At 66.4% G+C, this 23,896-nt stretch carries 15 protein-coding genes; 8 read left to right on the plus strand and 7 right to left on the minus strand.

Annotated elements, in window-relative coordinates; genetic code table 11:
* Positions 1–15: 15 nt before the first annotated feature.
* Positions 16–639 carry an NUDIX hydrolase gene (locus DM194_RS26765; RefSeq protein WP_111070827.1) on the plus strand — a complete coding sequence of 208 codons (624 nt, stop codon included), beginning with the start codon at positions 16–18 and terminating at the stop codon, positions 637–639.
* Complete coding sequence (locus tag DM194_RS26770) at positions 606–3,992, plus strand: hypothetical protein (RefSeq protein WP_246024704.1); 3,387 nt, start codon at positions 606–608, stop codon at positions 3,990–3,992. Before DM194_RS26765 ends, DM194_RS26770 begins: the two co-directional genes overlap by 34 nt.
* Before the next feature lie 71 nt (positions 3,993–4,063).
* Here the strand turns inward: DM194_RS26770 and DM194_RS26775 are convergent, their stop codons facing one another.
* The 3 genes from DM194_RS26775 to DM194_RS26785 are packed head-to-tail and all read right to left on the minus strand — an operon-like array spanning position 4,064 to position 9,005.
* Entirely contained in the window at positions 4,064–5,416 is a 1,353-nt protein-coding gene (locus tag DM194_RS26775) for a tetratricopeptide repeat protein (protein ID WP_111070687.1), read from the minus strand.
* Positions 5,417–5,418: 2 nt separating this feature from the next.
* Entirely contained in the window at positions 5,419–6,837 is a 1,419-nt protein-coding gene (locus DM194_RS26780; RefSeq protein WP_246024705.1) for an HlyD family type I secretion periplasmic adaptor subunit, read from the minus strand.
* A gap of 11 nt (positions 6,838–6,848) precedes the next feature.
* Entirely contained in the window at positions 6,849–9,005 is a 2,157-nt protein-coding gene (locus tag DM194_RS26785) for a peptidase domain-containing ABC transporter (protein ID WP_111070828.1), read from the minus strand.
* A 361-nt stretch (positions 9,006–9,366) separates the two neighbouring features.
* Between DM194_RS26785 and DM194_RS26790 the strand changes: the two genes are divergently transcribed.
* Together DM194_RS26790 and DM194_RS26795 are read left to right on the plus strand one after the other, a co-directional pair.
* Positions 9,367–11,328, plus strand: a complete 1,962-nt coding sequence (locus tag DM194_RS26790) for an O-linked N-acetylglucosamine transferase, SPINDLY family protein (protein WP_111070689.1) — start codon at positions 9,367–9,369, stop codon at positions 11,326–11,328.
* 66 nt (positions 11,329–11,394) lie between these two features.
* Complete coding sequence (locus DM194_RS26795; RefSeq protein WP_111070690.1) at positions 11,395–12,243, plus strand: FkbM family methyltransferase; 849 nt, start codon at positions 11,395–11,397, stop codon at positions 12,241–12,243.
* A 180-nt stretch (positions 12,244–12,423) separates the two neighbouring features.
* Here the strand turns inward: DM194_RS26795 and fcl are convergent, their stop codons facing one another.
* Positions 12,424–13,437 (minus strand): GDP-L-fucose synthase, encoded by a 1,014-nt coding sequence (gene fcl, locus DM194_RS26800; RefSeq protein WP_425457352.1) that lies wholly within the window; start codon positions 13,435–13,437, stop codon positions 12,424–12,426.
* Positions 13,438–13,550: 113 nt separating this feature from the next.
* Between fcl and DM194_RS26805 the strand changes: the two genes are divergently transcribed.
* Positions 13,551–14,732 (plus strand): glycosyltransferase family 4 protein, encoded by a 1,182-nt coding sequence (locus DM194_RS26805; RefSeq protein ID WP_111070692.1) that lies wholly within the window; start codon positions 13,551–13,553, stop codon positions 14,730–14,732.
* 69 nt (positions 14,733–14,801) lie between these two features.
* On the opposite strand, the gene DM194_RS26810 is transcribed toward DM194_RS26805, so the two are convergent.
* Positions 14,802–16,649, minus strand: a complete 1,848-nt coding sequence (locus tag DM194_RS26810; RefSeq protein WP_111070693.1) for a tetratricopeptide repeat protein — start codon at positions 16,647–16,649, stop codon at positions 14,802–14,804.
* Between the two features lie 549 nt (positions 16,650–17,198).
* On the opposite strand from DM194_RS26810, the gene DM194_RS26815 reads away from it, so the two are divergent.
* Positions 17,199–18,185 carry a glycosyltransferase family 4 protein gene (locus tag DM194_RS26815; RefSeq protein WP_162630192.1) on the plus strand — a complete coding sequence of 329 codons (987 nt, stop codon included), beginning with the start codon at positions 17,199–17,201 and terminating at the stop codon, positions 18,183–18,185.
* Between the two features lie 47 nt (positions 18,186–18,232).
* On the opposite strand, the gene DM194_RS26820 is transcribed toward DM194_RS26815, so the two are convergent.
* Both DM194_RS26820 and DM194_RS26825 read right to left on the minus strand, forming a co-directional pair.
* Positions 18,233–21,190 carry a Tn3 family transposase gene (locus tag DM194_RS26820; RefSeq protein ID WP_111070695.1) on the minus strand — a complete coding sequence of 986 codons (2,958 nt, stop codon included), beginning with the start codon at positions 21,188–21,190 and terminating at the stop codon, positions 18,233–18,235.
* Positions 21,191–21,430: 240 nt separating this feature from the next.
* The gene (locus DM194_RS26825; protein WP_111070696.1) at positions 21,431–22,240 is read right to left on the minus strand and encodes a crotonase/enoyl-CoA hydratase family protein; all 810 of its coding nucleotides are present in this window, start codon (positions 22,238–22,240) and stop codon (positions 21,431–21,433) included.
* Between the two features lie 86 nt (positions 22,241–22,326).
* On the opposite strand from DM194_RS26825, the gene DM194_RS26830 reads away from it, so the two are divergent.
* Complete coding sequence (locus DM194_RS26830) at positions 22,327–22,926, plus strand: TetR/AcrR family transcriptional regulator (protein ID WP_111070829.1); 600 nt, start codon at positions 22,327–22,329, stop codon at positions 22,924–22,926.
* Between the two features lie 166 nt (positions 22,927–23,092).
* Positions 23,093–23,665, plus strand: coding sequence for a recombinase family protein (locus tag DM194_RS26835; RefSeq protein WP_111070697.1), 573 nt, complete (start codon positions 23,093–23,095; stop codon positions 23,663–23,665).
* Positions 23,666–23,896 lie beyond the last annotated feature (231 nt).

A 23,896-nucleotide genomic window follows, 5' to 3' on the forward strand; every position in this document is an offset into this window, starting at 1 on the left:
CCGGATTTCCTTCCGATGCCGCCCATCCTCACCTCGCGCCGTCTCGTCTACGCGAACAGCAAATGGCGGGCTTATGCCGACGACCTGCGCGGTGACGGCACCTCTGTCAAAGGGTATCTGGTCGTCGAACCCGTGCATGCCGGCCCCGGCATGGTCACGGGCGTGGCGGTGCTGGGTGAAGCGGACGGCCGCTTCGCCCTGCTTCACAACCACCGTCATCCGCTCGGACAGCGCAGTTGGGAGATGGTGAAGGGCTTCATCGACGAGGGTGAGAATCCGGCCGATGCCGCCCGGCGTGAACTGACCGAGGAGACCGGGCTGGTTTGCGGACCGGAGGATCTGGTTCCGCTCGGCTCCTTCACGCCGGAGGGGGCGACCATGGCGGCACGGGGCCTGCTGTTCCTGGCCCGCCGCTGCCGGCCGGATATCGCCGCCACCCCTGGAGCCGCCCCCGGCAAGGACGGCGCGGATGAAATTGAAATAGGTCTCGGCGCCACCACTCTGTTCGACCTGGGAACGGTGGAGCGGATGGCCGACAACTCCGAGATCGAGGATGCGGCGACTCTGATCGGAATTTACCGCGCCCTGGCATGGCTGAAGCGGGAATGCAGAGAAACGACGCCGAACACCTCTTCGTAACGGGGAACTATACCGGGCTCATCGCACTCGGGCGCGACGATCTCTGGCAGCACCATGCCGCCCTCGGCCTGATCGGCCGTACCGACGAAGCCATCGACGGGCTTGGCCGTTTCGACGGGGCCGCTCCGCGTTTCCACGAGGCCGCCGCCCTGTGGATCGCCGGTGACGAGACCGGCGCCATCGCCCTGCTGGAACGGCTGGCCGCCTCGACGCCGCACGCGCCTTCCCCCTCTCCCTGGCAAGCCCATGCGCGCTCCCTGCTGGCCCTGCTGCGCAAACCACGGATCGAAATTCTGTCGCTGCTGCCGTCCCCCTCCTCCGGTCCGCATGTGCTGCTGGCCGGCGGGGCGCAGGATCCGAAATTCGCCCTGACCAACATCGGCCACGCAACGGGTGACCGGCCGAATTCCCCCTATGCCTCGGTGCACCGGCTGTGGCGGGGCGAGGAACCGCCGGATTTCGTCCTGTGCGAAATGGTGGAATGGCACCAGATCCCGCCCGATCTGGACAGCCTGCCCTGTCCGCTCCTGGGCCAGACCGCCGACTACGACATGCACATCCAGGCAATGTTGCCCTGGCTCCGCCTGTTCGACGAGGTGCTTGTCACCGACCATACCGAGCATGCCGGGGTCCGGCCGCTGGTGGACGCGCCCGTCACCACCGTGCCCAAGAGCTTCGGCCACCCTGCCGGCCTGCCCCGGCTGCGGCGGCGGGACCGTGACGTTGACCTGTTCCTTTCCGGCACCCTGTTCGCGCCCTGGCACCCCGACAAGGCGGCGCTGATTCACCAGATTCTGGGAATCGAGGGGCTGCGGCTGTTCGGCTTCAACGGCTTCCTGGACAACGCGACCTATTACGATCTCCTGTCGCGCAGCAGACTGGCCGTCGCCTATTACCGGCGTCCGGGCGGCATGGTGACCCGCGGGATCGAGGCCGCCTGCATGGGCTGCGTCACGCTGGTACAGGAAGGCAGCGTGCTGCCGCTCTATGCCGGCAGCGACCATGGGCTGGTCAGCTACCCGGCCACGCCCGGCGGGCTGGCGCGGACCATCCGTCAGGTGCTCGACCGCTATGACGAGCATGAGGCCCGCGCCTGGCGTGCCGCGCCACGCCTGCGCCAGGCCCTGGCCCCGGACGTCGTTGCATCGCACTACCTGCGGCTCTGCACGGTGCTGGCGGCCCGGCCCCGGCCGCAGCGGCGACCGGGCAGCAGGGTCGGCCTGCGGGAGCGGGTCCAGAAGCGCGTCGTCTTCTGGAAGGGGTGGCAGCCGGGCGGCGGCCGCACCGAGGCTGTCGAAGCACTGGAAGCCGCCAACATCGCGCACTGGGAAGCCTTGCTGGACCGACACGGCCCCTGGGACGATCCCGCGGCGGGCCGGGCGGCGAACGACATGGCCCGCGAGATGCTGATCGGGCTGGGGTGCCGCCTGATGGCGTCGAGCGAGGAGGAGGGCCGGGGCGGCGCCGATCCGGTCCCCGCCGGCTCCGCCGCCGCGGCCTTGCGCACCCGGCTGTTCGCCTTCCAGGATCTGTGGATCGAGCGCCGGCCGCGGGACCTCGTGCCGCGCTTCAACGCCGTGCGGGCACGGCTGCATTTCGGCACGGCACAGGACGTCGCCGGTGCGCTGCTGGCCATGAAGACCGTTCTGGCGGTGAACCCCGGCAGCTGGGCCCTTGCCCCGGAAGACGATGTCCTGCCCTACGACCTGTTCGACCGCTTCTTCAACTACCGCACCTATCTGGACCGGGTCGTCGCGGTGCTGTCCGAACAGGCGCCGGAAGACTTGCCGGCCGCGGAACGGCGGCCGGACCTCGTCCGGCTGATCCGCGCCTCACTGCACCATTATCTGGCCCGTGCCGCAGGAGGCGGGGCGGCGGGACTCGGGCATGCCCGCGAGGCCGTCCGCCTCGACCCCGACTTTCCGTTCTTCCGCCTGGATCTGGCCAAGCGGCTGGCGGTGATGAGCGGGGAAGCGGAACAGGCCGAAGCCGTCGCCCTGCTGACCGGCCTTGCCGGTTCCAGCATGGTCGCGGTCGAGGCGCGGGACATCCTGCTCCGCCTTCGGCGGGAGACCCTTCACGCGGCAGCCGGAAGACCGGCCGAGGAGCCCGCCGCCAACGCCGCGCGCATCGAGCAGGCGCTGGTCGACACGGAGAATTACCGGGCACGGCTGACCAGCCCCTATTTCCGGTCCCAGCAGATCGCCCGCAAAGGCTGGCGCGGCCCCTGGATGCAGCGGATGACCACCGCCTCCCACGCCCGCGCATTGTCGGTGGTGCTGGTGGACAGGGCGCAGCGGCACCAGCGCATCCTGTTTGCCGAATTGGACCGCCAGACATTGGGCCGGGACCGCTGCGAGCGCATCCTGGTGGAACTGTACGACGACGTGCTGGAACACGCGGCCCGGCAGGCGGACCTGGTGATCGCCTGCTGTCAGACCGACAGCGTGCCGCATGCCAACCGCGGGCTGAATGCCGGGCTGATTGCCGCGACCGCCGACGTCACTGCGCTCGTCTCCGGAGTTCCGGCGGACGGCGCCCCGTCAGGCGGCGACGGGATGCCTCCCGACTTCCTGGCCCACGCGCTGGACCGGCTGTCCCGGCCGGATGGAGGGGCGGAGGTCCTGCTGCACCGCTTCTCTGGAACGGGGGGCATCCTGGTCGGACGGACGCCGGACCTGCTGGCCTGGGGAGGGCTGGACGAGCACGAAGCCTTCCAGGGGAACGCCGACGGCATCGCCGACTTCGCCGCCCGGCTGCGCAGGAACGGCGTGGCGGTGCGGGAACCAGCCACGGCGGATCCGCGCAGCCGGGCGGCGACCGGCCCCGACCCTCTGCGCCTGCGGCTGTGGCCGGAACTTGCCGGACCGGACCGGCGGCAGCCCCTTCTGGGCAACCCTCTGATCGTCCAGCGGGCCGACAGCCTCCGGATGGACAATGAGGGGCTGGAATTGCTGGAACGCATGAAGCGCAGCATGGTGGTCGACGACCGTCGGAATGCCGGTCCGGTCCGGGTTCCGGTGGATGCGGCGCCCAGCTATATGCTGCGCGGTCCGTACATCAGGCTTCCCGCCGGTGATTACCGCCTGGTGGTGACGGGGGGCGCCGAGGGGGTCCGCGCTGCCGACCGGCCCGTGCTGGGAATGGAGATCGTCCAGGACGACGACACCAAGCTGCTGTCAGGAGGCCTGACCGCGGCGAGCCTTCCGGAGGGCGCAACCGTCGCCTTCCGGATTCCCGCCCTCTCCTATCGCCCGGACGGCGGGCTGGAGTTCCGCATCGTCCATCTGGGCAATGCCACGGTGACCGTCGACAGCCTCCGCCTGCACCGTCTGAGTGGCGGGGAGAGATGACGGCACCCCATCGGCAGGGGCGATGGGATCGCTCCCGTCCGACCGCCCCCGTCCGTCGCCGACCGCCCCCGTCAGCCGGCCAGCATCAGCTTGGGGTTCTTCTTCCAGTCTTCCATGATGACCTGCGCCTTGTGGCGGTCCTCGCCGGTCAGCGCGGCCCCCAGTTCATGCGCCTTGGCCTCCAGCCCTTCGCGCTCGGCACCGGGCTGGGTGGAGGCGGCGGCCATGATGTACCAGACATAGGCCTGGATCGGGTTGTAGGCCTTGCCGTCACGGGCGGCGTAGAGGGCGCCCAGATTGGTCATGGCGCCGGCATGCCCCTGCGCCGCAGCCTTACGGAGCCAATCCACACCTTCAGCCAGCTCGTGCCGCCCACCCCAGCCATGCGCCAACATCAGGCCCAGATTGACCTGGGCGCCGACATTGCCCTGCATCGCCGCCTTCCGGTACCAAACCGCGGCTTCGGCATAGTCGGGCGGACCGGCCAACCCGTTGGAATGGATCAGGCCCAGGTTGAACTGGGCATTGATGTTGCCCTGTTCGGCCGACAAGCGGCACCATTTCAGGGTTTCGCGATAATCCTTGGGCACCCCGTGCCCGCGGGCATAGAGCAGGCCGAGATTGACCTGGGCCACAGGCTGCCCCTGTTCGGCCGCCTTGCGGTAGAACTCCGCCGCGCGGGCCGGATCGGCTTCCACTCCGGTGCCGTGCTCGTAGATGATGGCAAGCGCCAACTGGGAATTGACAAATCCCTGTTCGGCGGCGCGCCCGTACCAGGCGATCGCCTGTTCGATGTCGCGCTCCACCCCCTGGCCGTTGGCATAGAGGGAGGCGAGCGCGTGCTGCGCCATGGCATGGCCCTGCTCGGCCGACCTCATGTACCAGGCGGCGGCGGCGGCATGATCCTGCGACACCCCCTGCCCGAAGGCATGCAGCAGGCCCATGTGGTGCTGGGCCTCGGCATGGCCGGCCTCGGCGGCCAGCCGGTACCAATGCAGCGCCTGGGAGATGTCCGGCCCGATGCCCAGCCCGTTGGGATAGAGCAGGGCCAGGTTGGCCTCCGCCGCGACCGGGTTGGATTTGGCCACCGTCTTGTACCAGCGCACCGGCAAGGCGGTGTCCTGCGGCGCGCCCTCGCCGTTGGCGTAGCACAGGCCAAGCGAGAACTGCGCTTCTGTATGGCCCTGCTCTGCCGCCTTGCGGAACCAGTGGGCGGCGTCGCCGAAATCGCGCACCACCCCCTGCCCGCGCGCATAGAGCTGGCCCATGCGGTATTGCGCCTCGGCATGGCCGCGTTCGGCCAGCGGCATCCAGTCCGCGACGGCGGCGGCATAGTCCTCCGCCTCGAAGGCGGCGAGGCCGCGCTGGAAGTCCGGCTTGCGGAGAGGGGTGGATTTGCTTCGCTTCAGCAGATTGCCGAACAAGATCAGGGCTCCCGCAGGCTTTCGTCGACCCCGCGCAGGATGGGTCGCAGGAAATAGGTGATGATGCGGCGTTCGCCGACCTTGATGTCGGCCGTCAGCGGCATGCCAGGGATCAGGCGGAAGTTGGACGGCACATTGTCCAGTGTGGTGTTCAGCAGCTTGATCCGCGCCCGGTAGAAGAGGACGCCGTTCGCGTTGTCCTTGTCGGAGAAGGAATCCTCGCTGATCATCGCCACCTCGCCTTCGAGCGAGCCGTGCTGCATGTAGGGATAGGCGTCGAGCTTGATGCGCACCTTGTCGCCGACCTGGACGAAGGAAAGCTCGCGGGCGTCGATGTTGGCCTCGACTTCCAGAGGCGAGCCGACCGGCACCAGGGTGAAGAGCGGCTCCGCCTCCTTGGCGATGGAGCCGGGGGTGGCCTTGGGAGAGACCTCCAGCACGATGGCATCAATCGGCGCATCGAGCTGGACCAGCGCCTGGCGCTTGCGCGCCTTGGTCAGCTGCTCGCGCAGCGCCTCGCGCTCGTTGCGCTGGGTGGTCAGCTCCTCGATGATCTTGCCGTTCCACTGCTGGATGAAGACGTCGCGCTCGGCCAGCAGGGCTTGCAGATCATGGCGGTTTCCCTGCAGCTCGTTCTGGTTCAGGACCAGGTTGCGTTCGATCTCGATGCGGTCGCTGGTGGCCTGCAGCAGGTTCAGCTTGCTGCCGACCTGGGTGGCCATCAGCGAGGAGCGCATGTTCTCGATCTCGCGCACCACCTTCAGCCGCTCGTTCAGATGGACGCGGTCCATCTCGTACTTGGAGACGTTGGACCGCAGCCGCGCCAGCTTCTCCTCGTAATTCTGCATCTGCGACTGGTACTGGGCCTGACGCTCGCGCCACAGCGCCTGCTGCAGCGTGCCATAGCCATAGCGGTCCGCGGCCGGCGCGAAGGAGGTGCCGTCATGCTCGGCCTCCAGCCGGGCGATCTGCGCGTCGGCGTTGGCAAGGCGGGATTCCAGCTGCAGGACGTCGGCCTGGGTGAAGGTCGGGTCCAGCGTCGCCAGCACCTGCCCCTGGTGCACGACATCGCCGGCACGGACCAGGACCTGCTTGATCGCCGCCATCTCCAGCGGCTGAACCATCACGTTGGGCTCGGTGGAGATCACCTTTCCCTTGGAGGCGACGATCTTGTCCAGATAGGACAGGGACGCCCAGGTGAGCAGCCCGATGACGAACAGGGCCAGCAGATGCAGCGTGATGCGCGCCAGGAAGGGATCGGGGGCGTTCTGGATCGCATCCGTGTCCTTCTGGAAGGCGCCGATCGCCGCCTTCCCGTGTGCCTTGGTCCGCTTGTCGTGCGGCTGCCCCGGCTTCTGCTGCGCCACGTCGTTGGCAGGAACGCGCGTCGTCTGGATGGTCGCAAGCTTCTGTGCGGTCAAGGGACGCGCTCCTAGATGTGCCGGTTCTGCTGGTGCCAGAGATGCTGGTAGATGTCGCAGCGTTCGAGCAGCTCGTCATGCTTGCCGCTGTCCACCACCTTGCCGCGGTCCATCACCAGGATGGTGTCGGACGGCACCAGCGACGACAGGCGGTGCGAGATGATGATCACGGTGCGGCCGCGGGCGATGTTCATCAGGTTGGCCTGGACGATCGCCTCGCTTTCGGCGTCGAGCGCGCTGGTCGCCTCGTCCAGGATCAGGATCTTCGGATTGGTCAGGAGCGCCCGGGCGATGGCCAGACGCTGGCGCTGACCGCCGGAGAGGTTGGACGAACCTTCCTCCAGCATGGTGTCCAGGCCCTTGGGCAGCCGCTCGACGAACTCGTCGGCGCCGGCCAGATGGATGACCCTCAGGATCTCCTCGGTCGTCGCCCCCGGCTTGGCGGCGGAGACGTTCTCGCGGATGGTGCCGGTGAACAGGAAATTGTCCTGCAGCACCACGCCGATCGAGGCGCGGAGATGGTCGAGGTCGTATTCGCGCAAGTCGCGGCCGTCGATGCGGATCAGGCCTTCCTGCGCCCGGTGCAGCCCCTGCAGAAGCCGGGTCAGGGTGGTCTTGCCGGAGCCGCTGCGGCCCATCACGCCGAGGATCGTGCCCTCCGCCGCGGTGAAGTTCACGCCGTCGAGCGCCGGCGGCGAGGTGGGAGCATAACGGAAGCGAACCTCCTGGAACTCCACCGTGCCGCGCAACGGCGTGCGCAGGCCGCGGCCGGTGCGCCCCTCTTCCGGCGGATGGTTCATGATCGTGCCCAGCCTCTGGACGGAGATCGACACCTCCTGGAACTGCTGCACCAGCTGGGCCATCTGCAGCAAGGGCTGGGTGACGCGGCCGGCCAGGATGTAGAAGGCGATCAGCGCCCCCATCATCAACTCGCCGTTCAGCGCCAGATAGGCGCCCAGGCCCAGGAGGCAGGCCATCATCAGCTGGTTCAGCGGCATGGCCACCGTCTGGCCGATGATCATGATGCGGCCGACGTCAAAGCGCTGTTCGGCGGCGCGGGCGACGCGGTGGTCCCATTCCTGCTTCTGGCGGGCGTCGAGCGCCAGCGACTTCACCGTGCGCATGCCGTGGATGTTCTCGATCAGGAAGGACTGCTGGCGGACTTCCGCATCATACAGCTTCTTCAGCCGGCCTTTGATCAGCGGGATCATGATGCCGATGTTGATCGCCATTAGGAGCGCGAAAACCAGGACCAGAACTGTCAGCGGCACGCTGTACATGAACATGATCGGCAGGAAGATGAACAGAGAGACCAGGTCGATCAGCGTCATGAAGAGCTGGCCGGTCAGGAAGTTGCGGATGCGCTCCGCCTGCTGGACGTTCTTGACGATCTCGCCCGACGACACCCGTTCGAAATAATGCATCGGCAGGCCGACCAGCTTATTGAAGACCTGGACGTTCATCTTCGCGTCGATCTTCTTGGTCGCGTAGAGCATCAGGTACTGGCGCAGGTAGGAGAAAGCCGTCTCGAACAGGATGACGCCGACCATGCCGACCATCAGCACGCTGAGCGTGCCCAGGCCGCGGTGGACCAGCACACGGTCGATCACCAGCTGGAAGAAGATCGGCACGGCGAGCGCGAACAGGCTCATCAGGATCGCGGCGATGCCGATGTCGCGGAAGATGCGCTTGTGGCGCAGGATCTCCACCACGAACCACTTCAGGCCGAAGGGCTGTTCGGCGTCGGCAAGCCCGTAGTCGCGCTTCAGCAGCACGATCTCGCCGGCCCAGGCCTGGCTCAGGCGGATGCGGTCGACCGGCAGGATGAGCTCCTGCCCGGCCAGCGGATCCTGCAGGATGGCGACCTCGGTGTCGCCCTGCTTGCCGAAGCCGACGACCACCATCGAGTTGCCGTTGCGCAGGCGCAGGATGGCGGGGAAGGCGTCCTGGAGCTTGCCCAGATCCTCCCACTCCAACGTCGTCGCCTCGGCCTTCAGGCCGATCGACTTGGCGATGCGCAACAGACGCGCGGTGTCCAGTTCCTCGTTCCCGATGACATTGCTGTGCTGAAGCCGCTCGGCCGAGACGTCGAGGCCACGCTGGCGCGCGACGGCGGCCAGGGAATGCAGCCCGGTGTGGGCGCAAGGGACTTCCGCAGCAAGGGTCATGGGAACCGCCGTAAAGGATAAGAATTGCGTCGCGAAAGCAAGGTCTTCATACCGTTCGATCACCCGGTCCCGATCGACCATGCGCTCCTTGGGCCGGGGCGCGACGATGCGCGTAGAGAGGCCGTCACTTGCGGACAATCATGAGCACGCGATTTCGTTGAAATAGCAGAAGTAGCCTGACAGCGGCAAGCCATCTGTCCCGGTGGACATCAACCATCCATCATATGTCCCCGCCGGATGTGTCGTTTCGGCACATCCCGATCCGGGACGAGATGTCGCTTGCGAACATCGCACGGTCATTGCTATCGACCGGCAGGGCGGCTCTTCGCCGACAGAGACTTAACGCCAAGCGGTCAGCCAGATGAAAAAGCCTTTACGCAAGCAGGCCAAGGCCAGGCGCCCGGCCTCTCCGGCCCCCTCCCTGCGCGGCGCGGCGCCGGCCGCGGCGGACGCAGACGCCGGTTTCGCCCGCGCGCTGACCCTGCACCGGGCGGGCCGGATTGCGGAGGCGGAGGCCGGCTACCACGCCGTGCTGGCCATCGACCCCGAACATGCGAACACCAACAACAACCTCGCCATCATCCTGCGCAGCCGCGGCGACTGGAACGAGGCCCTTGACTGCTACCGCCGGGCACTCGCCCGCAACGCCACCGATCCCTTCGTCCACAGCAACCACGGCTGCCTGCTGCTCGACCTGGGACGGACGGCGGAGGCGGAGGAGGCGTTGCGCAGCGCCATCCGCCTGAAGCCCGACTATGCCGAGGCCCATTTCAACCTGGCCAACATCCTGCGCCGCCGCGGCGACCGCGAGGCGGCCAAGGCCGCTTACGGCGAGGCGCTGCGCCTGAAGCCGGACATGACGGCGGCGCTGTGCAATCTGGGCGACCTGCACAAGGGCGAGGTTGAACTGGCTCGCGCCGTGGAATGCTTCGTCGCCGCGCTGAAGGTGGATCCGAAATCGGCGGAGTCCTGGAACAATCTGGGCGAAACGCTGAAGGAGATGGGCCGCATCGAGGAGGCGGTCGGCGTCTTCCAGAAGGGGTTGGAGGCACATCCGACCCATGCGCTGATGCATTCCAACCTGCTGCTGGCCCTGCACTACACCCCCGCCATCCCGCCCGAGACCATCTTCAAGGCCCATGCGGTGTGGGCGCAGCGCCATGCAGACCCGCTGCTGCCCACCGGAAAACGCCACGCCAACCCGCGCGATCCAGAACGCCGTCTGCGCGTCGGCTATGTCTCGCCCGACTTCTGCGCCCATTCGGTCGCCTTCTTCGCCGAGCCGCTGATCCGCGAGCATGACCGCGGGCGCTTCGAGGTGTTCTGCTACCACGCGGCGACACGCTCTGACGTGGTCACCGAACGGCTGAAGGGAATGGCCGACGGCTGGCGTTCGCTGGCCGGGGTCGACGACACGCGGGCCGCGGCAATGATCGAGCAGGACGGCATCGACATCCTGGTCGATCTGACCGGCCACACCGCCAACAACCGGCTGACCCTGTTCGCCCGCAAGCCGGCGCCGGTCCAGGCGACGTGGCTGGGCTATCCCGACACCACCGGCATGCGCGCCATCGACTGGCGGCTGAGCGATGCCATCGCCGAACCGCCGGGCGAGGCCGACCGGCTGAGCGCCGAACGAATCGTCCGGCTGCCGCACGGCTTCCACAGCTATCGCCCCCCGGTGGACGTCGCCCCGCCGGCGGAGCCGCCCTTCCGCGCCAACGGCCATGTCACCTTCGGCTCCTTCAACAACACCTCCAAGGTGACGGGGGAGGTGGTGCGCGTCTGGTCGGAGATCCTGAATCGGGTGCCGGACTCCCGCCTGATCATCAAGAGCGCCCAGATGGGCGACGAGGAGACCCGGCGGCGCTACCTGAACACCTTCGTCAAGTTCGGGATCGATGCCGGCCGGATCGAACTGCTGGCCCGCATCGACGCCGCCGACGGGCATCTGCGCGCCTACGACCGCATCGACATCGGGCTGGACCCCTTCCCCTACAACGGCACCACCACCACCTGCGAAGCGCTGTGGATGGGCGTGCCGGTGGTGACGGTGACCGGCGCGAACCATGTCGCCCGGGTCGGCGCAAGCCTGCTGACCCATTGCGGGCTGAGCGAGCTGGTGGCCTCCGACGAGGCGGGCTACATCGCCACCGCGGTGGCGCTTGCCGGCGATCCGGACCGGATGACGACACTGCGCCGGACGATGCGCGACCGGCTGAATGCCGCCCCGCTGACCGACTACAAGGGCTTCGCCCGCTCGATCGAAGCGGCCTACCGCGCGATGTGGCGCGACTGGGTGGCAGCCGCTTCCCAGGCGTGAGATGCTTCACCCGAAACCGCCGGTCCGGCAGCCGATGCACACAGTCGGCCCTACAGGAAAGCCGCCATGTCCGTGATCACCATCAACCTGCCGCTTCCTGACAGGAAGCTGCAGATCAAGCTCGACCTCGACGAGCAATACAGCAACGAAAAGACCATTTCATCCTACGTCCGCAGCGGCCGCTATTATGAGCCTGACGTGTCGATGGCCCTGATCCGTCTGGTCCGTGACGGCGACAGCGTCGTGGACGTGGGCGCGAATGCCGGATTCTTCTCGGTTCTTCTGGGTGCCCTCACCGGAGCGGCCGGGCGGGTCCTCAGCATCGAGCCGGGAGCCCATAACCTGTCCCGGCTGAAGAACAACCTTTCCCTGAACGGCTTCAGCCATGTGACCGTTTCGGACCGCCCGGTCACCGACAAGGAGGGCGAGGTCAGCTTCTTCATCAACAGCGACGACAGCGGCGGCAATGCCCTGTGGGATCCCGGCCAGTTTCCCGGTAACCGGAAGTCTTCGGAAAACCCGATCGCCCATACGCTGTCGGCCACCACCCTGGAACAGGCGGTCGCGGCAGCCGGCCTCCCCATGCCAAGGCTGATCAAGATCGACACCGAGGGAGCCGAGCAGCGGATCCTGGAGGGTGCGGGCTCCCTGGTCAGGGACCGCAAGGTGCCTTACGTCATCGCGGAACTGCATGAATTCGGGCTGAGCAAGATGGGATGCTCGCAGGCCAGCCTGCGGTCCTTCATGGAAGGGCACGGCTATTCGACCTTCCTGCTCTACCCCGACGGATCGCTTCCAAAGCTGATCCCGCGGGGCACCCGGCTCCAATCGGACTATTTCCTGAATCTGCTGTTCAGCACCCAGCAGGATGTCGCCGCCGGCTGGCCCGTCGAATCGTATGTGCCGCAGCTGTGATGCCGGCACCTCTTGCGGAGGCCATGCCCTCGAGCATAAAGCCTGATGCGTCAGGCTTTATGCTCGCCCTCAAACGGCGGGCGCGGCCGTCCGGCCGCTCGCCTTCGCAGGCATGAAGCTGCGGGGCCACAGTCGCGGCCCTTACCGCCGGGCGCAAGTCAGAACTTACGCCCGGCGGGATCACAGCCCCCGCAAGGTGCCGCGGTCGACGTTCTCCAGGAACCAGCGGTAGGTGGCGGCGAAGCCCTCGCGCAAGGCCGTGGGGGCGGTCCAGCCCATCTCCGTCATCCGGCTGACATCCATCAGCTTGCGCGGGCTGCCGTCCGGCTTGGAGGTGTCGAAGCGGAACTCGCCCTCATAGCCGACGACGTCGCGGATCAGCTCGGCCAGTTCGCGGATCGACACTTCGGTTCCGGTGCCGACATTGACGTGCGGCTCGTCCGAATAGTGCCGGGCGAGAAAGACCAGGCCGTCGGCCAGATCGTCGGCGTACAGGAACTCGCGCTTGGGCGCGCCCGTCCCCCACAGCTCGACGAAGGGCTGGCCTTCGACCTTGGCGCGGTGGATTTTGGCCAGCAGGGCGGCGGCGACATGGCCCCCCTGCAGGTCGAAATTGTCGTTCAGGCCATAGAGGTTGGTCGGCATCGCCGAGATGAAGTCGCAGCCATACTGGCGCCGGTATGCCTGGCACAGCTTGATGCCGGCGATCTTGGCGATGGCGTACCACTCGTTGGTCGGCTCCAGCGGGCCGGTCAGCAGGGAGTCCTCGCGCATCGGCTGCTCGGCCAGGCGGGGATAGATGCAGGACGAGCCCAGGAAGACCAGCTTCTTCACGCCGACCCGGTAGGCGCCGTGGATGATGTTGGTCTCGATCGCCAGGTTGTCGTAGAGGAACTCGGCCGGCCGGGTGGAGTTGGCCATGATGCCGCCGACGGTGGCGGCGGCGACGAAGACCGCATCCGGCTTCGCTTCGGCCATCCACTCCTCGACTTCCGCCTGACGGCGCAGGTCGACGCGGTCGCGGCCGACGGTGATCAGCTCGCACGGCTCGCGGTCCAGCCGGCGGACGATGGCCGCCCCGGCCATGCCGCGATGCCCGGCCACCCACACCCGTTTGCCCTCCAGGGAGAAAAGCGATTCCGTCCGCACCCTTGCGCCCCATGCCGCTATGAAAAGCCACCGCTGTCGTAGCATCGGGCTGCCGGGGAATCCAGTCTGCTCCGCTCGACTTGACAAGCGCCGGTCCGGCGCGGGATCGTCCGGCCGCTTGGGCGGGCGGACTTGCGCCCGGAACTGGGGTTTCCATCATGATTCCGAATTTGGCCTTCACCTGGCAGCTCACGGAGGTCCACGGCTGGGGGCTGGTGGGTGTCCATACCGCCCTCTACCTCGCCGATCAGGGCCGGCCGCCGCTGCTGCTGGAAAAGCCGCTGATGGGCACCCTGCGTCCGGAGAACCGGGCGAAGCTGCAGCCGTTGGAAAGCCCCTACCAGCAGGTCGCCGCCATGGCCGACAGCGCCAAGGGCCACATGCTGCTGCTGAAGGAGTTCGATGTCCTGCACGCGCTGGGCAACGGCTTCACCGCCGGCGGCCCGTCCGGGCGCTTCCGCGGGCGCCGCAACATCGGCGTCATCGCCTATGAGGAAACCCGCTTCACGCCCGAGGTGATGGCCCGCGCCCGCCAGTACGACCGCATCGTCGTGCACTCCACCTACAACAAGCAGCTTCTGGAAATCTGGGGCTTCGACAATGTCGGCCTCGCCTTCCAGGGCATCGACCCGACCGAGATGGTGGAGGCGGAGCCGAGCGGCCGCTTCGGCGACCGCTTCGTGATCTTCTCCGGCGGCAAGCTGGAGTTCCGCAAGGGGCAGGACATCGTGCTGGCCGCCTTCCTGCGCTTCCGTCAGCGCCATCCCGATGCGCTGCTGGTCACCGCCTGGCAGAACGCCTGGCCGGAGGTCGGCATGACCATGGCGGAATCGCCGCTGGCGGCGAAGCCGCCGCGGGTCCTGCCCAACAACATGATCGACGTGAAGACCTGGGCGCTGGAGAACGGCGCCGACGAGGAGGGATTCGCCGACCTGGGCTTCCTCGGCCGCCACCAGATCGCCGGCGTGCTGGCCGACTGCCACGCCGCCGTCTTCCCCAACCGCTGCGAAGGGGCGACCAACCTCGTCGCCATGGAGGCGATGGCCTGCGGCGTCCCGGTGGTGCTGTCCAACAACACCGGCCACCGCGACCTGCTGAAGAGCCGGGCCCATGGGGACGACCTGTGCCTGACGCTGGACCGGCAGGTTCCGGTCGCCGACCGCGACGGCAGCCGCTTCGGCTGGGGCGAATCCTCGGTCGACGAACTGGTGGAGGCGCTGGAGCGGCTCTACGCCGACCGTGCCGCCGCCAAGGCGCGCGCGGCCCGCGCCAAGGCCTTCATCCGCACCGAACGCAGCTGGCGCGCCTTCGCCGAGGCGTTCGTCGACGCCACGCAGTAAGGTCCGGCCCCCTCTGCGTCCGCCCGGAGGGCTCGGCCAGAGGGATTCCAGGCCAGAGGGGAGGGAGGATCAGCTCCCCACCCCGTCTAGGGCATCCAGCAGCCGGTGTGCCGCGGCGTCCCAGGTGAAGCTTTCCCTCAGGTGACGGGCGGCGTCGCGGCGCTCGCCTTCAGGGTTCCGGACGACCTGGGACAGAATGTCGGCCGCGGCATCCTCGTCCGGATGCCACCAGTCCAGCCCGTGGAAAGGCGGGTAGTAGGCCTCGCTGTAGGGCATCCGCGCCGGGCCGACGGTGCAGGGGATCAGGTGCGCGACCTCATCGTTGAGATAGGCGGTATAGGCGCTGTGCCGGGGCGCGATCAGGCCGGCCCCCAGGCAGCCGGCCCGGGTGATCGGCAGGTCCCAGCCCTCGCCGTGCGACAGGCTGAAATAATGGGTCGCCATGGCATAGAGGGCGGCGATGCCCTGTTCGTCGTAGCGCTCGGTCAGCAGCGCGATCGGGGCGGCCTCCTCCAGCCGCCGGCCGGTGACACGCATGCCCTGCTCGACCAGCCGGCGGACCTCGCCGACCAGTGACGCCCCGCCCTTCCCCACCTTCAGGATCAGGATCGCGTCGTCATCGGCGCGGGTGGCGCGCAGCCAGACCCGCAGCAGCCCGTCCAGGTTCTTGCGCGCGACGAAGTCGGAGATGTTGAGGACGCGCACCCGGTAGTCCATGACCGCCCGTCCGCGCGGTCCCATGAGGGCCATCGGCCGGGCCGAGGCGTCCGCCGGGTTGGGAGCGATGCCGGGCGGACAGACGCGGATGCGGTCTTCCGGATGGCCGGCGGCGATCCAGGCCAGCCGCGAGGAGTCGGTCGGGACGACCACCAGATCGTGCGCCCGGTTGCAGGCGGCCCAACTGTCGGGGATCCGCGGCCCCTCGAACATGGTGTAGTTGACGGTCGGCACGCCGGGGATCGGCTCGACCAGCAACGGGGTCAGCATGCTGAGCGCCAGCCGGGGACGCAGGGGGTCGCCCAGCCGGCGCGCCGCCGCCTGCAGGATCGGGTCGGCGAAGGAGGGGCGCCAGCTCTCCTCGCCCTTCAGCCCGGCCAGCCGCAGCGTCTGCCCACGCTCCATGAGGCTGCGCACGAAATGCTGGGCGAAATCGCCATAGCCGGACAGCACCGAAAAGGGCGCGCGCACCAGCATCCCGTCCGGAACGTGCGGGCGGCGCGCCTCGTCGGCGATGCGGAGGTAGAGACGGGCGCGGTCGAGGGTTTCGGTCGCACCGCCGGCCATGGGCGCGGCCTCCGCCCCCAATTCTGCCCCCAATTCTGCCGATGCCTTCGACAGGGCCTCATCCGCCAGATCGGGGCGGCCAAGCGACAACCACGCTCCGGCCAGATGGCTGCGGGCGTCGCTATGGCCGGGATGCCGCGCCAGCACGCCGGACAGGATTTCGGCCGCTTCGGCAAAGGCGCCGTTCGACATCAGCGATACCGACAGCAGGACCCGGCGGTTGGGATCCTCGGGCGCCAGTCTGGCGGCATGGCGGAGATGGCGCGTGGCGCCCACATTGTCGCCCAACCCGTGCAGCAGGCTGCCCAGGCGCTCATGCGCTTCCATCTGATCGGGGATCAACGCCGCGACGATGCGGAACTGGGCGGCGGCCTTGATCCCGGCGCCTTTCGTCTGCCGAACCACCGCCAGATTGATGCGTGCCTGCACGAAAAGAGGGTCGAGCGCGACCAGCCGCGACAGCGCGCCCTCCGCCTCGTCCAGGCGGCCAAGCTCGTACAGGATCGCGCCGGCAAGGTTGAGCGCCCCGGAATCGCCGGGATTCCCGCGCAACGCCTGCTCGGCCAGTGCCAGGGCTTCGTCGCGCCGTCCGGCCCGGTACTGCTCGATGGCGCGTGCGGTGTCTTGACCCATGACGTTATCTTGACCGAAAGGTTGGCGATGCGAACGCCCCACCCTGCTCTACGAACGCGTGGGGCAATGCAGAGGGCAGGTGTCCCGAGCAGCTTTTCCGAACCCCATCCATGCAATGGACGGATCTGGAAAATCTGAAAAGCCATGCGACCCGCAGCCTCCTCCTGGTCAGCCTGCTGCCCGATCGAGAAAACTGCTTGAGTGAAACCTCATGGCCAAGACAGACACTTTGCCTGTCTGGTCCCGGCGCATCATCCGCCGCGGATAGCACAGGCCAATTTGGCAGGTCAATCGCTACCCGCCGGCCCATCGATATTGCAACCCTTCAAAGCCATCCCATCGCTTGGAAAATTCATGATCGGTCGGACGGTGTATCAGGTGGGGAATACCTTCACGAGGAACGGTGTTGTTTCTTCCCCTGGAAAGTCAAAGGTGGAAAGCTTATGAAGCGAGCCAGCCGACGACCGACGACACTTGGCCGCAGGACGATGCACACGTTACCCCGATGAGCATCACTGATCCATGCGCCTCCAGAAAGTTCTTTTGATCATGAAGCTTTTCATCCTCGATCCCTATCAGACGAATGCGAGCGATTCCTATACAGAGACAAAAGGAATGGGAGGGATCATTTCATCATTGGTATATTTTTCTGATTGCCTTGCCAACGAGGGTCATCAAGTGACCCTTTCCATTCTTAGCGAATCCGGATCGCGCAAGAGTGGTGTCCAGATATTGAACTGCATCAACTTAACCGTCTCGGACATTTCCGGGGCAGATGCGATCATCGTCAATAATAATGCGAACAACGCAGCAAAAATAAAGAAACTTCTTCCTTCAACTCCCGTTTTTCTATGGGTTCACATCCACCATGACGTAATGTTTCAGGATCTAGGGATTCTGGCTCATTATCTGGACACTGAACATGCACGCTCCGTCGATGGAATTGTGTTCGTCAGCGAGTCGCAAAGACGGGTCTTCCTGGAAAAGTTCAAGGACACCATTGCCGCTGAGCGGTGCCATGTGATCCGCAACGCCTGCAACCCCTTCATCCTCCGGCCGCAAGACGACGAGGCCAGGCTGTTCGATCGGAAGCGAGCGGCGCTGGAGGTGGCCTATGTCTCGGCGCCGCCGCGCGGGCTGGAAACATTGCTGAAACTGTGGCCGGAGATCCTGGCCGAATGCCCGACCGCAAAGCTTACCATCTACTCCGGTCAGTCGATCTACGGCATCACGGAGGCGAACGAACGCTACAACAGCCTGCTCAGCAACCTGAACGTGGAGGGCGCCGAATATCGCGGCCCTCTCTCCCATGCCCGCCTTTCAGAGCAGTTGCTGAACACCGCCATCGTCGCCTACCCCACTGCCATCGAGGAAACCTCAGGCATTGCGCCGCTTGAAGCACTTGCCGCCGGCTGCAGTTTGGTCTGCACGGATCGCGGCGCGCTTCCGGAAAGCACGGCCGGCTTCGCCACCATGGTTCCCTACGGTAACGGCGGCGACAGCTTCGAAGAGGCATTCAAGAGGGCAGCGCGATAAGTGTCAGCTAAACAACGCTAAGGCAGAACGATCTGAGAACATGGTGGTCAGGCAGCCCGACGTTGGCGCTCAAGGTTGAGCGGGCGCCGGCCGACCGGTGTGGACGCCGCCCGTTCCCACAGGAAATCGCCCGACAGGCCGATGTGTTCCCAGCCGACCGGAGACGTGTGGGCAAGCAGTTCATCAGGCACCGCCTCTCCCTTCGCACGAAGGTGCGCGATGGCATCGGCCATGTAGGTGGAGTTCCAATAGACGATGGCGGCGATCAACAGGTTCAGTCCCGAGGCCCGGTATTCCTGTGTCTCCGTGCCGCGATCGGCAATCCGGCCTTGCTTGAAGGTACAGATCGCCTGGGCCAGGGCATGACGCTGTTCTCCCTTGTTAAGACCGGCGTGGCAGCGCCGCCTCAGTTCCGGGCTCTCCAACCAGTCGAGCATGAACAGAGTGCGTTCGATCCGGCCAAGCTCCTGGAGAGCAAGGTCGAGTTGGTTCTGCCGCTCATAAGCCGCCAGCTTCTTCAGCATGGTGGACGGCGCGACCGAACCGCTCTTCAGGGATGCGACCAGGCGCACGACCTCATCCCAATGCTCGCGGATAACCTCCACCTTGATCCGCCGTCCGAGAAGCGGCAGCAAGGCCTTGTAGGATCCGGAAGGTTCGATGCTGGCCAACTTCCGGTCGGGGAAGTCACGCAGCCGGGGACAGAAGCGGAAACCGAGCAGTGAGCAGAGAATGAAGACATGGTCGGACACGCCCCCGGTGTCCACGTAATGGGTGTCGATCTTCAAACTGGTGCCGTGGTGGAGCAGCCCATCGAGCACATAAGGCGCCTCGTGGGTCGCGGCCGAAATGACCTGGACATGGTAGGGGCCATGCTGATCGGAGACATGAGTGTAGAAGCTGAAGCCGGGATCGACGCCATAGCGGGCGTTTACTTCGCCGGCGACGTTCCCTCGTTTTCCAGAGCGAAAGAATTGTCCATCCGATGAGGATGTCGTTCCACTCCCCCACAGAGCGGCGATCGGTAAGCGGTGCTGCGCCTCGATGATCCGGGCCAGGGCCGCCCGGTAGGTTTCGGGACGGATGTAGGCATCGGCGGTCCACACCAGCTGGTCGCGGGTCACGCCTTGGCTGGCGTCCGCCATGCGTGCCAAGCCCAGATTGGTGCCGTCGGCGAGGATAGCGGCGAGCAGCGCGTTCTCGTTGGCGCAGGGCTCGCCGGTGCGCAGGTTCGTGAACGCCGCCGCGAAGCCCGTCGCGCGGTTGACCTCATGCAGCAGTTCGGTGATGCGCACGCGTGGCAGCAAAGCGTCGAGGCGGCCGGCCAGGACAGTTGCCTCCACAGGCGTCGTCGCCCTCAGCGGCGTGATGTGCAACCGATCGTCTCGGAGTTCGACCCCATCAAGTTGGCTACGCCGGAGCCGCAGAGTGAAGCGCTTCAGCCGCTCGTCGAGTTCCTGACCACGCATTGCTATCCAGGCATCGGCTGTGTCAGGCAACCCCAACTCCGACAGGACCGGCGCGACGGCCATGGTTGGCAGCAGATAACTGTCGAAACGGCGATAGTTGGAGGACCGTTCGACCCAGACATCGCCGGAGCGGAGTTTGTTGCGCAGAGTGGCGACCACCGCCATCTCGTACAGCCGGCGATTGGGTTTCCCGCCATCGACGACCAGCCGTCGCCACTCCTTGCGGAAAGGCATCGGTGCGTCCGCCGGTATGTCGCGCTTTCCGGACTGGTTGAGATCGCGCAGCAGCGCGACCGCTGCGAGCAGCGGGTCGTTGTCCCTGGCAGCCTTGAAGGTGAGAGCTTCGAGAAGAGCCGGGAGGAACTTCCGGATCGTGATGTAGCGGTCGGCGGCACGGACAAGGGGATTCTCCTCCGCCAAATCGGCAAGGCTGGCCACTTCGGGGCGGGCACGCAACAGCTTCGCCCAGCCGACGCTCTCGTCGACGACGGCAAAAGCATCACGGTCGCTGTCCTGGGCTACGGCGAGCGCCTCAATGGTGTCATGGAAGAGCCGCATCAGGCGGCCGACATCGCGTGTGGTCGCGGCGTAAGTCTTTTCCTTGGCGTGCTTGCCCCGTGTGAAGGCGCCACCGATCAGCCGGTCGGCCATGTCGAGCACGGCGTCGATCAATCGGGATTCCAGATCGAACAGCACGGCAACCAGGGTTGCTCGCCGCCGTTGAGCGGTGTAGCGGCCGAGCAGATAGGCGGGCGATGCCTGACCTTCCCGGACGAACTGGCGGAACCGGACTTCGGGAATGCGCGTGTCGATGTCGGATGCGATCCCAATGGCGCGGACGGCCTGAAGCTTGTCGAGCAGGTCACGGACATGTCCGGCTTTCGGCGCGCTCGGCATCGCCTTCAACCAGGAAAGAGGAGTCCCGCCGAGGTCAGGATCGACCACCGGCAGACGATCGAGTTCGGCCAGTTGCTCGTCGGTGAGGCCGGCAAGCAGAGCATCCACCGCCCGCTTGCGGGCACGGGCGCGCCCAGCGGCGCCGGTGCGCTCGATCACCGGCAATGCCGGCAGAATGAGGTTTTGGGAGCGGAGGGCGGAGACGATGGCGGTGACGATCGGTTCCGGCCTGTTCGTGGTCCAGGCGGCCTGGGCGGCCGCTTCGATCATGAAGGGAAGATCGAGATTGGTCGATGGCCGCAACCCGAGCATGGCGGCGAGTTGCCGAGCATGATCGGTCATCGTCTGGGGCCGGCGCGCATAAGCGGTGAACAGGTGCGCCGGCACATGGATCTGGGTGGCGATCCAGTCGACGAGAGCGTCGAGCGGTTCCTCGATCTGGGCAAGCGCGCGGCCGGAATGCCGAAGCAGCGCCAGCTGCACGGCAAAGCCCAGCCGGTTGGCCGTGCCCCGCCGTGTCAGAACGAGGTCCTGATCCGAAGGGGTGAGCGTGAAGCGACGCGCCAGAGCATCCCGATCCGCGGGAATACCAAGAAGCCGCCGTAACTCCGTGTCGGGCAACAAACGATGTCGCGGCACGCCATCTCCCTCTCCAGCCGGTGCCAGACCCCAAGGCCGGCTTATGACGGGGAAGGGTTATGGACGAACGCAGGACCGCCTGTCACGGAACCGCGCTGCCCGCCTGTCCGCATTGCCACCCTTTGACGGACAACCGGCAGCGAGGCAACAGTCCTGGCATCAGGCCGATGGCACCACCCAGATGTCGGTTGCCGACAGCGAACGAACGTTCAGAGCGTCGCCAGCATTGGCTTCCATTATTCAGATCGTGACGGCGGAGGACCAGGTGCCTGGATAGGCCGGTTCCCGCCGGGCGATCCAGGCGCCCAGCCCCTCGCGCAGGTCGGCGGTCGGCGCCATCCGGGCGAACTGCTCGGCCTCCACCGCCAAACCTTCGGCGATGGGCAGATTGATGCCCCGCGTGACCGCGGTGAGGATGGTGGCAACGGCGAGCGGCGAATGGACGAGAATGCGCTCCAACAGCATCCGCGCCGCCGGCAACAGTTCCTCATGAGGAACGACCGCGTTGACGAGGCCCAGTTCCAGCGCCCGATCGGGCGAAAAGGTCTCACCGGTGAGCAGCAACTGCATGGCGCGCTTGCGCCCGGCGAGCCTGGGCAGGCGCTGGGTGCCGCCAAAGGTGGGCGGCATCCCAAGGCGGATCTCGGGCTTAGCGAAGACGGCGCGCTCGCTGGCGATTGCGAGGGGAGCGGCTTCCGTCACCTCGCAGCCGCCGCCATAGGCGAGGCCGTTGACCGCCACCAGGATGGGTTTGCGGAACGCCTCGATGCGGGCGGTGAGCCGCTGGCCGCGCGCCACGAAGTCACGAAGTGCCGCTTCGGGACTCTCTGCCACGGAGCGGGAGAACTCGGGAATGTCGCCGCCGGCGGAGAAGGCGCGCCCTGTTCCGGTGAGGATCACCCCACGTACATGGTTGTCGCCCTCGATGTCGTCGAGAACCCCGAGCAAGGCGTCGATGGTCTCGTAATTGAGGGCATTGAGCTTCTCCGGGCGGTTCAGCGTCAGCGTCGCGATCGCTCCGTCGATCTCCTTCAGGACACACTCGATCATAATCATCCCCTCTTCGTCGGTGAGGAGGGCAGGATGGCCGCCGTGGCGGCTTGAGTATACTCACTGTACGGTATACTTTGGCCATCATGCCAAGACATGCGAACACGCGCGGACGGATCATCCAGGCAGCATCCAAGCTCTTCTATGCGGAGGGGATCGGCCGCGTCAGTGTCGATGCCATCGCCGAGAAGGCGGGCATCACCAAGCGCACGCTCTATTATCATTTCGAGAGCAAGGATGACCTCGTCGCCGCCTATCTTGACGCGCGCGACCAGCCCAACCTGAAGCTGATGGCGAGCTGGTTCGCTGGCGCCGAAGGCGGGGCGGCAGAGAAGGTTGCAGCCATCTTCGCCAGCCTCGCGCGCAACGCACGCCACCCGAAATGGAAGGGCTGCGGCTTCCTGCGGACCACGGCGGAACTAGCCGCCCTGCCGGGCCATCCCGCTGTGAAGATCGGCGCGCGTCACAAGAGTGCCTTCGCCTCATGGCTTGCGGACGAACTGGAGCTTGCGGGTTATAACAATCCGCAAGCCCTCGCACGCCAGATCCTGTTGCTGCTCGACGGCGCCTTCTCCGCATCGCTGGTGCACCGCGACGCCAGTTGGTTCGAAGAGGCCGGTCACGCCGCCCACGCTTTGGTGAATGGCCATCCACGGAAACACGAGGACCAGCAGAGCCAAGCCTGATCGCGCCAGGGCTCTTCTTCTCGCGACACTCTGATCCGCCTGGGCCAGCGTGTCCGATTTCCCGCCCTTTGATGGCCAGCCGCCGAAGTGTCCGTCAACCCGCGTTGACGACGGCTTTCCGGACACATAGTTTGTCGGACGGGTTTCCGGACAAACGGAGCGGGCGGTGGCGAACATCGGCTATGCCAGAGTCTCGACCGCTGATCAGGATCCGGCTCTGCAACTCGACGCCTTGGCCAAGGCGGACTGCGAACGGGTCTTTCAGGATCAAGCATCCGGAGCCAAGGCTGATCGACCTGGGCTGGCGGCGGCCATCGCCTTCGCACGGGCCGGCGACAGTCTGGTGGTCTGGAAGCTGGACCGTCTCGGCCGATCGCTGCCGCACCTGATTGAGACCGTGAACATGCTGGAGGCCCGTGGCGTCGGCTTTCGGTCGCTGACCGAAGCGATCGACACGACCACACCCGGCGGCCGGCTGGTATTCCACATCTTCGGCGCTCTTGGCCAATTTGAGCGTGACCTCATCCGGGAACGGACCCGTGCCGGTTTGGTCGCTGCCGTTGCCCGTGGCCGGAAGGGCGGGCGCACGCCAGTGGTGACCGAGGACAAGCTACGCCGGGCAAAGGCGCTCCTCGCCCAAGGCCTCACGGTTCGTGAAGCCGCTGCGCGGATCAAGGTCGGAAAGACCGCGCTCTATGCAGCTCTTGGCGTAAACGGAAGCGAGGATGCTGATCTCTGAACGGGGTTCTTTGTCCGTTCTGCCTTAGCGTTGTTTAGCTGACACCTGTCGCGCTGCCCTCTTCAAGGCCGCTCTGATCACGAAGCTCAAGCAATGGCGTGATGGGGATGGTACGGATCTGTCTGCTTCACTCCGCCTTCAGCGGCAGGCATTCACAGCCAACTACCGCTGGGAGAACCGGCTTCTGGAATGGAAATCGCTGATCAACCTCCATCGCACCGGATTCTGACC

It is taken from the genome of Azospirillum ramasamyi, from assembly GCF_003233655.1.
Lineage (GTDB): Bacteria > Pseudomonadota > Alphaproteobacteria > Azospirillales > Azospirillaceae > Azospirillum > Azospirillum ramasamyi.

Coding starts and splice junctions, on each gene's coding strand:
- DM194_RS26765 (WP_111070827.1), top strand. CDS start 16: ATGCCGCCCATCCTCACCTCGCGCCGTCTCGTCTACGCGAACAGCAAA.
- fcl (WP_425457352.1), bottom strand. CDS start 13,437: ATGCTACGACAGCGGTGGCTTTTCATAGCGGCATGGGGCGCAAGGGTG.
- DM194_RS26825 (WP_111070696.1), bottom strand. CDS start 22,240: ATGATCGAGTGTGTCCTGAAGGAGATCGACGGAGCGATCGCGACGCTG.
- DM194_RS26795 (WP_111070690.1), top strand. CDS start 11,395: ATGTCCGTGATCACCATCAACCTGCCGCTTCCTGACAGGAAGCTGCAG.
- DM194_RS26785 (WP_111070828.1), bottom strand. CDS start 9,005: ATGACCCTTGCTGCGGAAGTCCCTTGCGCCCACACCGGGCTGCATTCC.
- DM194_RS26790 (WP_111070689.1), top strand. CDS start 9,367: ATGAAAAAGCCTTTACGCAAGCAGGCCAAGGCCAGGCGCCCGGCCTCT.
- DM194_RS26815 (WP_162630192.1), top strand. CDS start 17,199: ATGAAGCTTTTCATCCTCGATCCCTATCAGACGAATGCGAGCGATTCC.
- DM194_RS26770 (WP_246024704.1), top strand. CDS start 606: ATGCAGAGAAACGACGCCGAACACCTCTTCGTAACGGGGAACTATACC.
- DM194_RS26830 (WP_111070829.1), top strand. CDS start 22,327: ATGCCAAGACATGCGAACACGCGCGGACGGATCATCCAGGCAGCATCC.
- DM194_RS26810 (WP_111070693.1), bottom strand. CDS start 16,649: ATGGGTCAAGACACCGCACGCGCCATCGAGCAGTACCGGGCCGGACGG.
- DM194_RS26805 (WP_111070692.1), top strand. CDS start 13,551: ATGATTCCGAATTTGGCCTTCACCTGGCAGCTCACGGAGGTCCACGGC.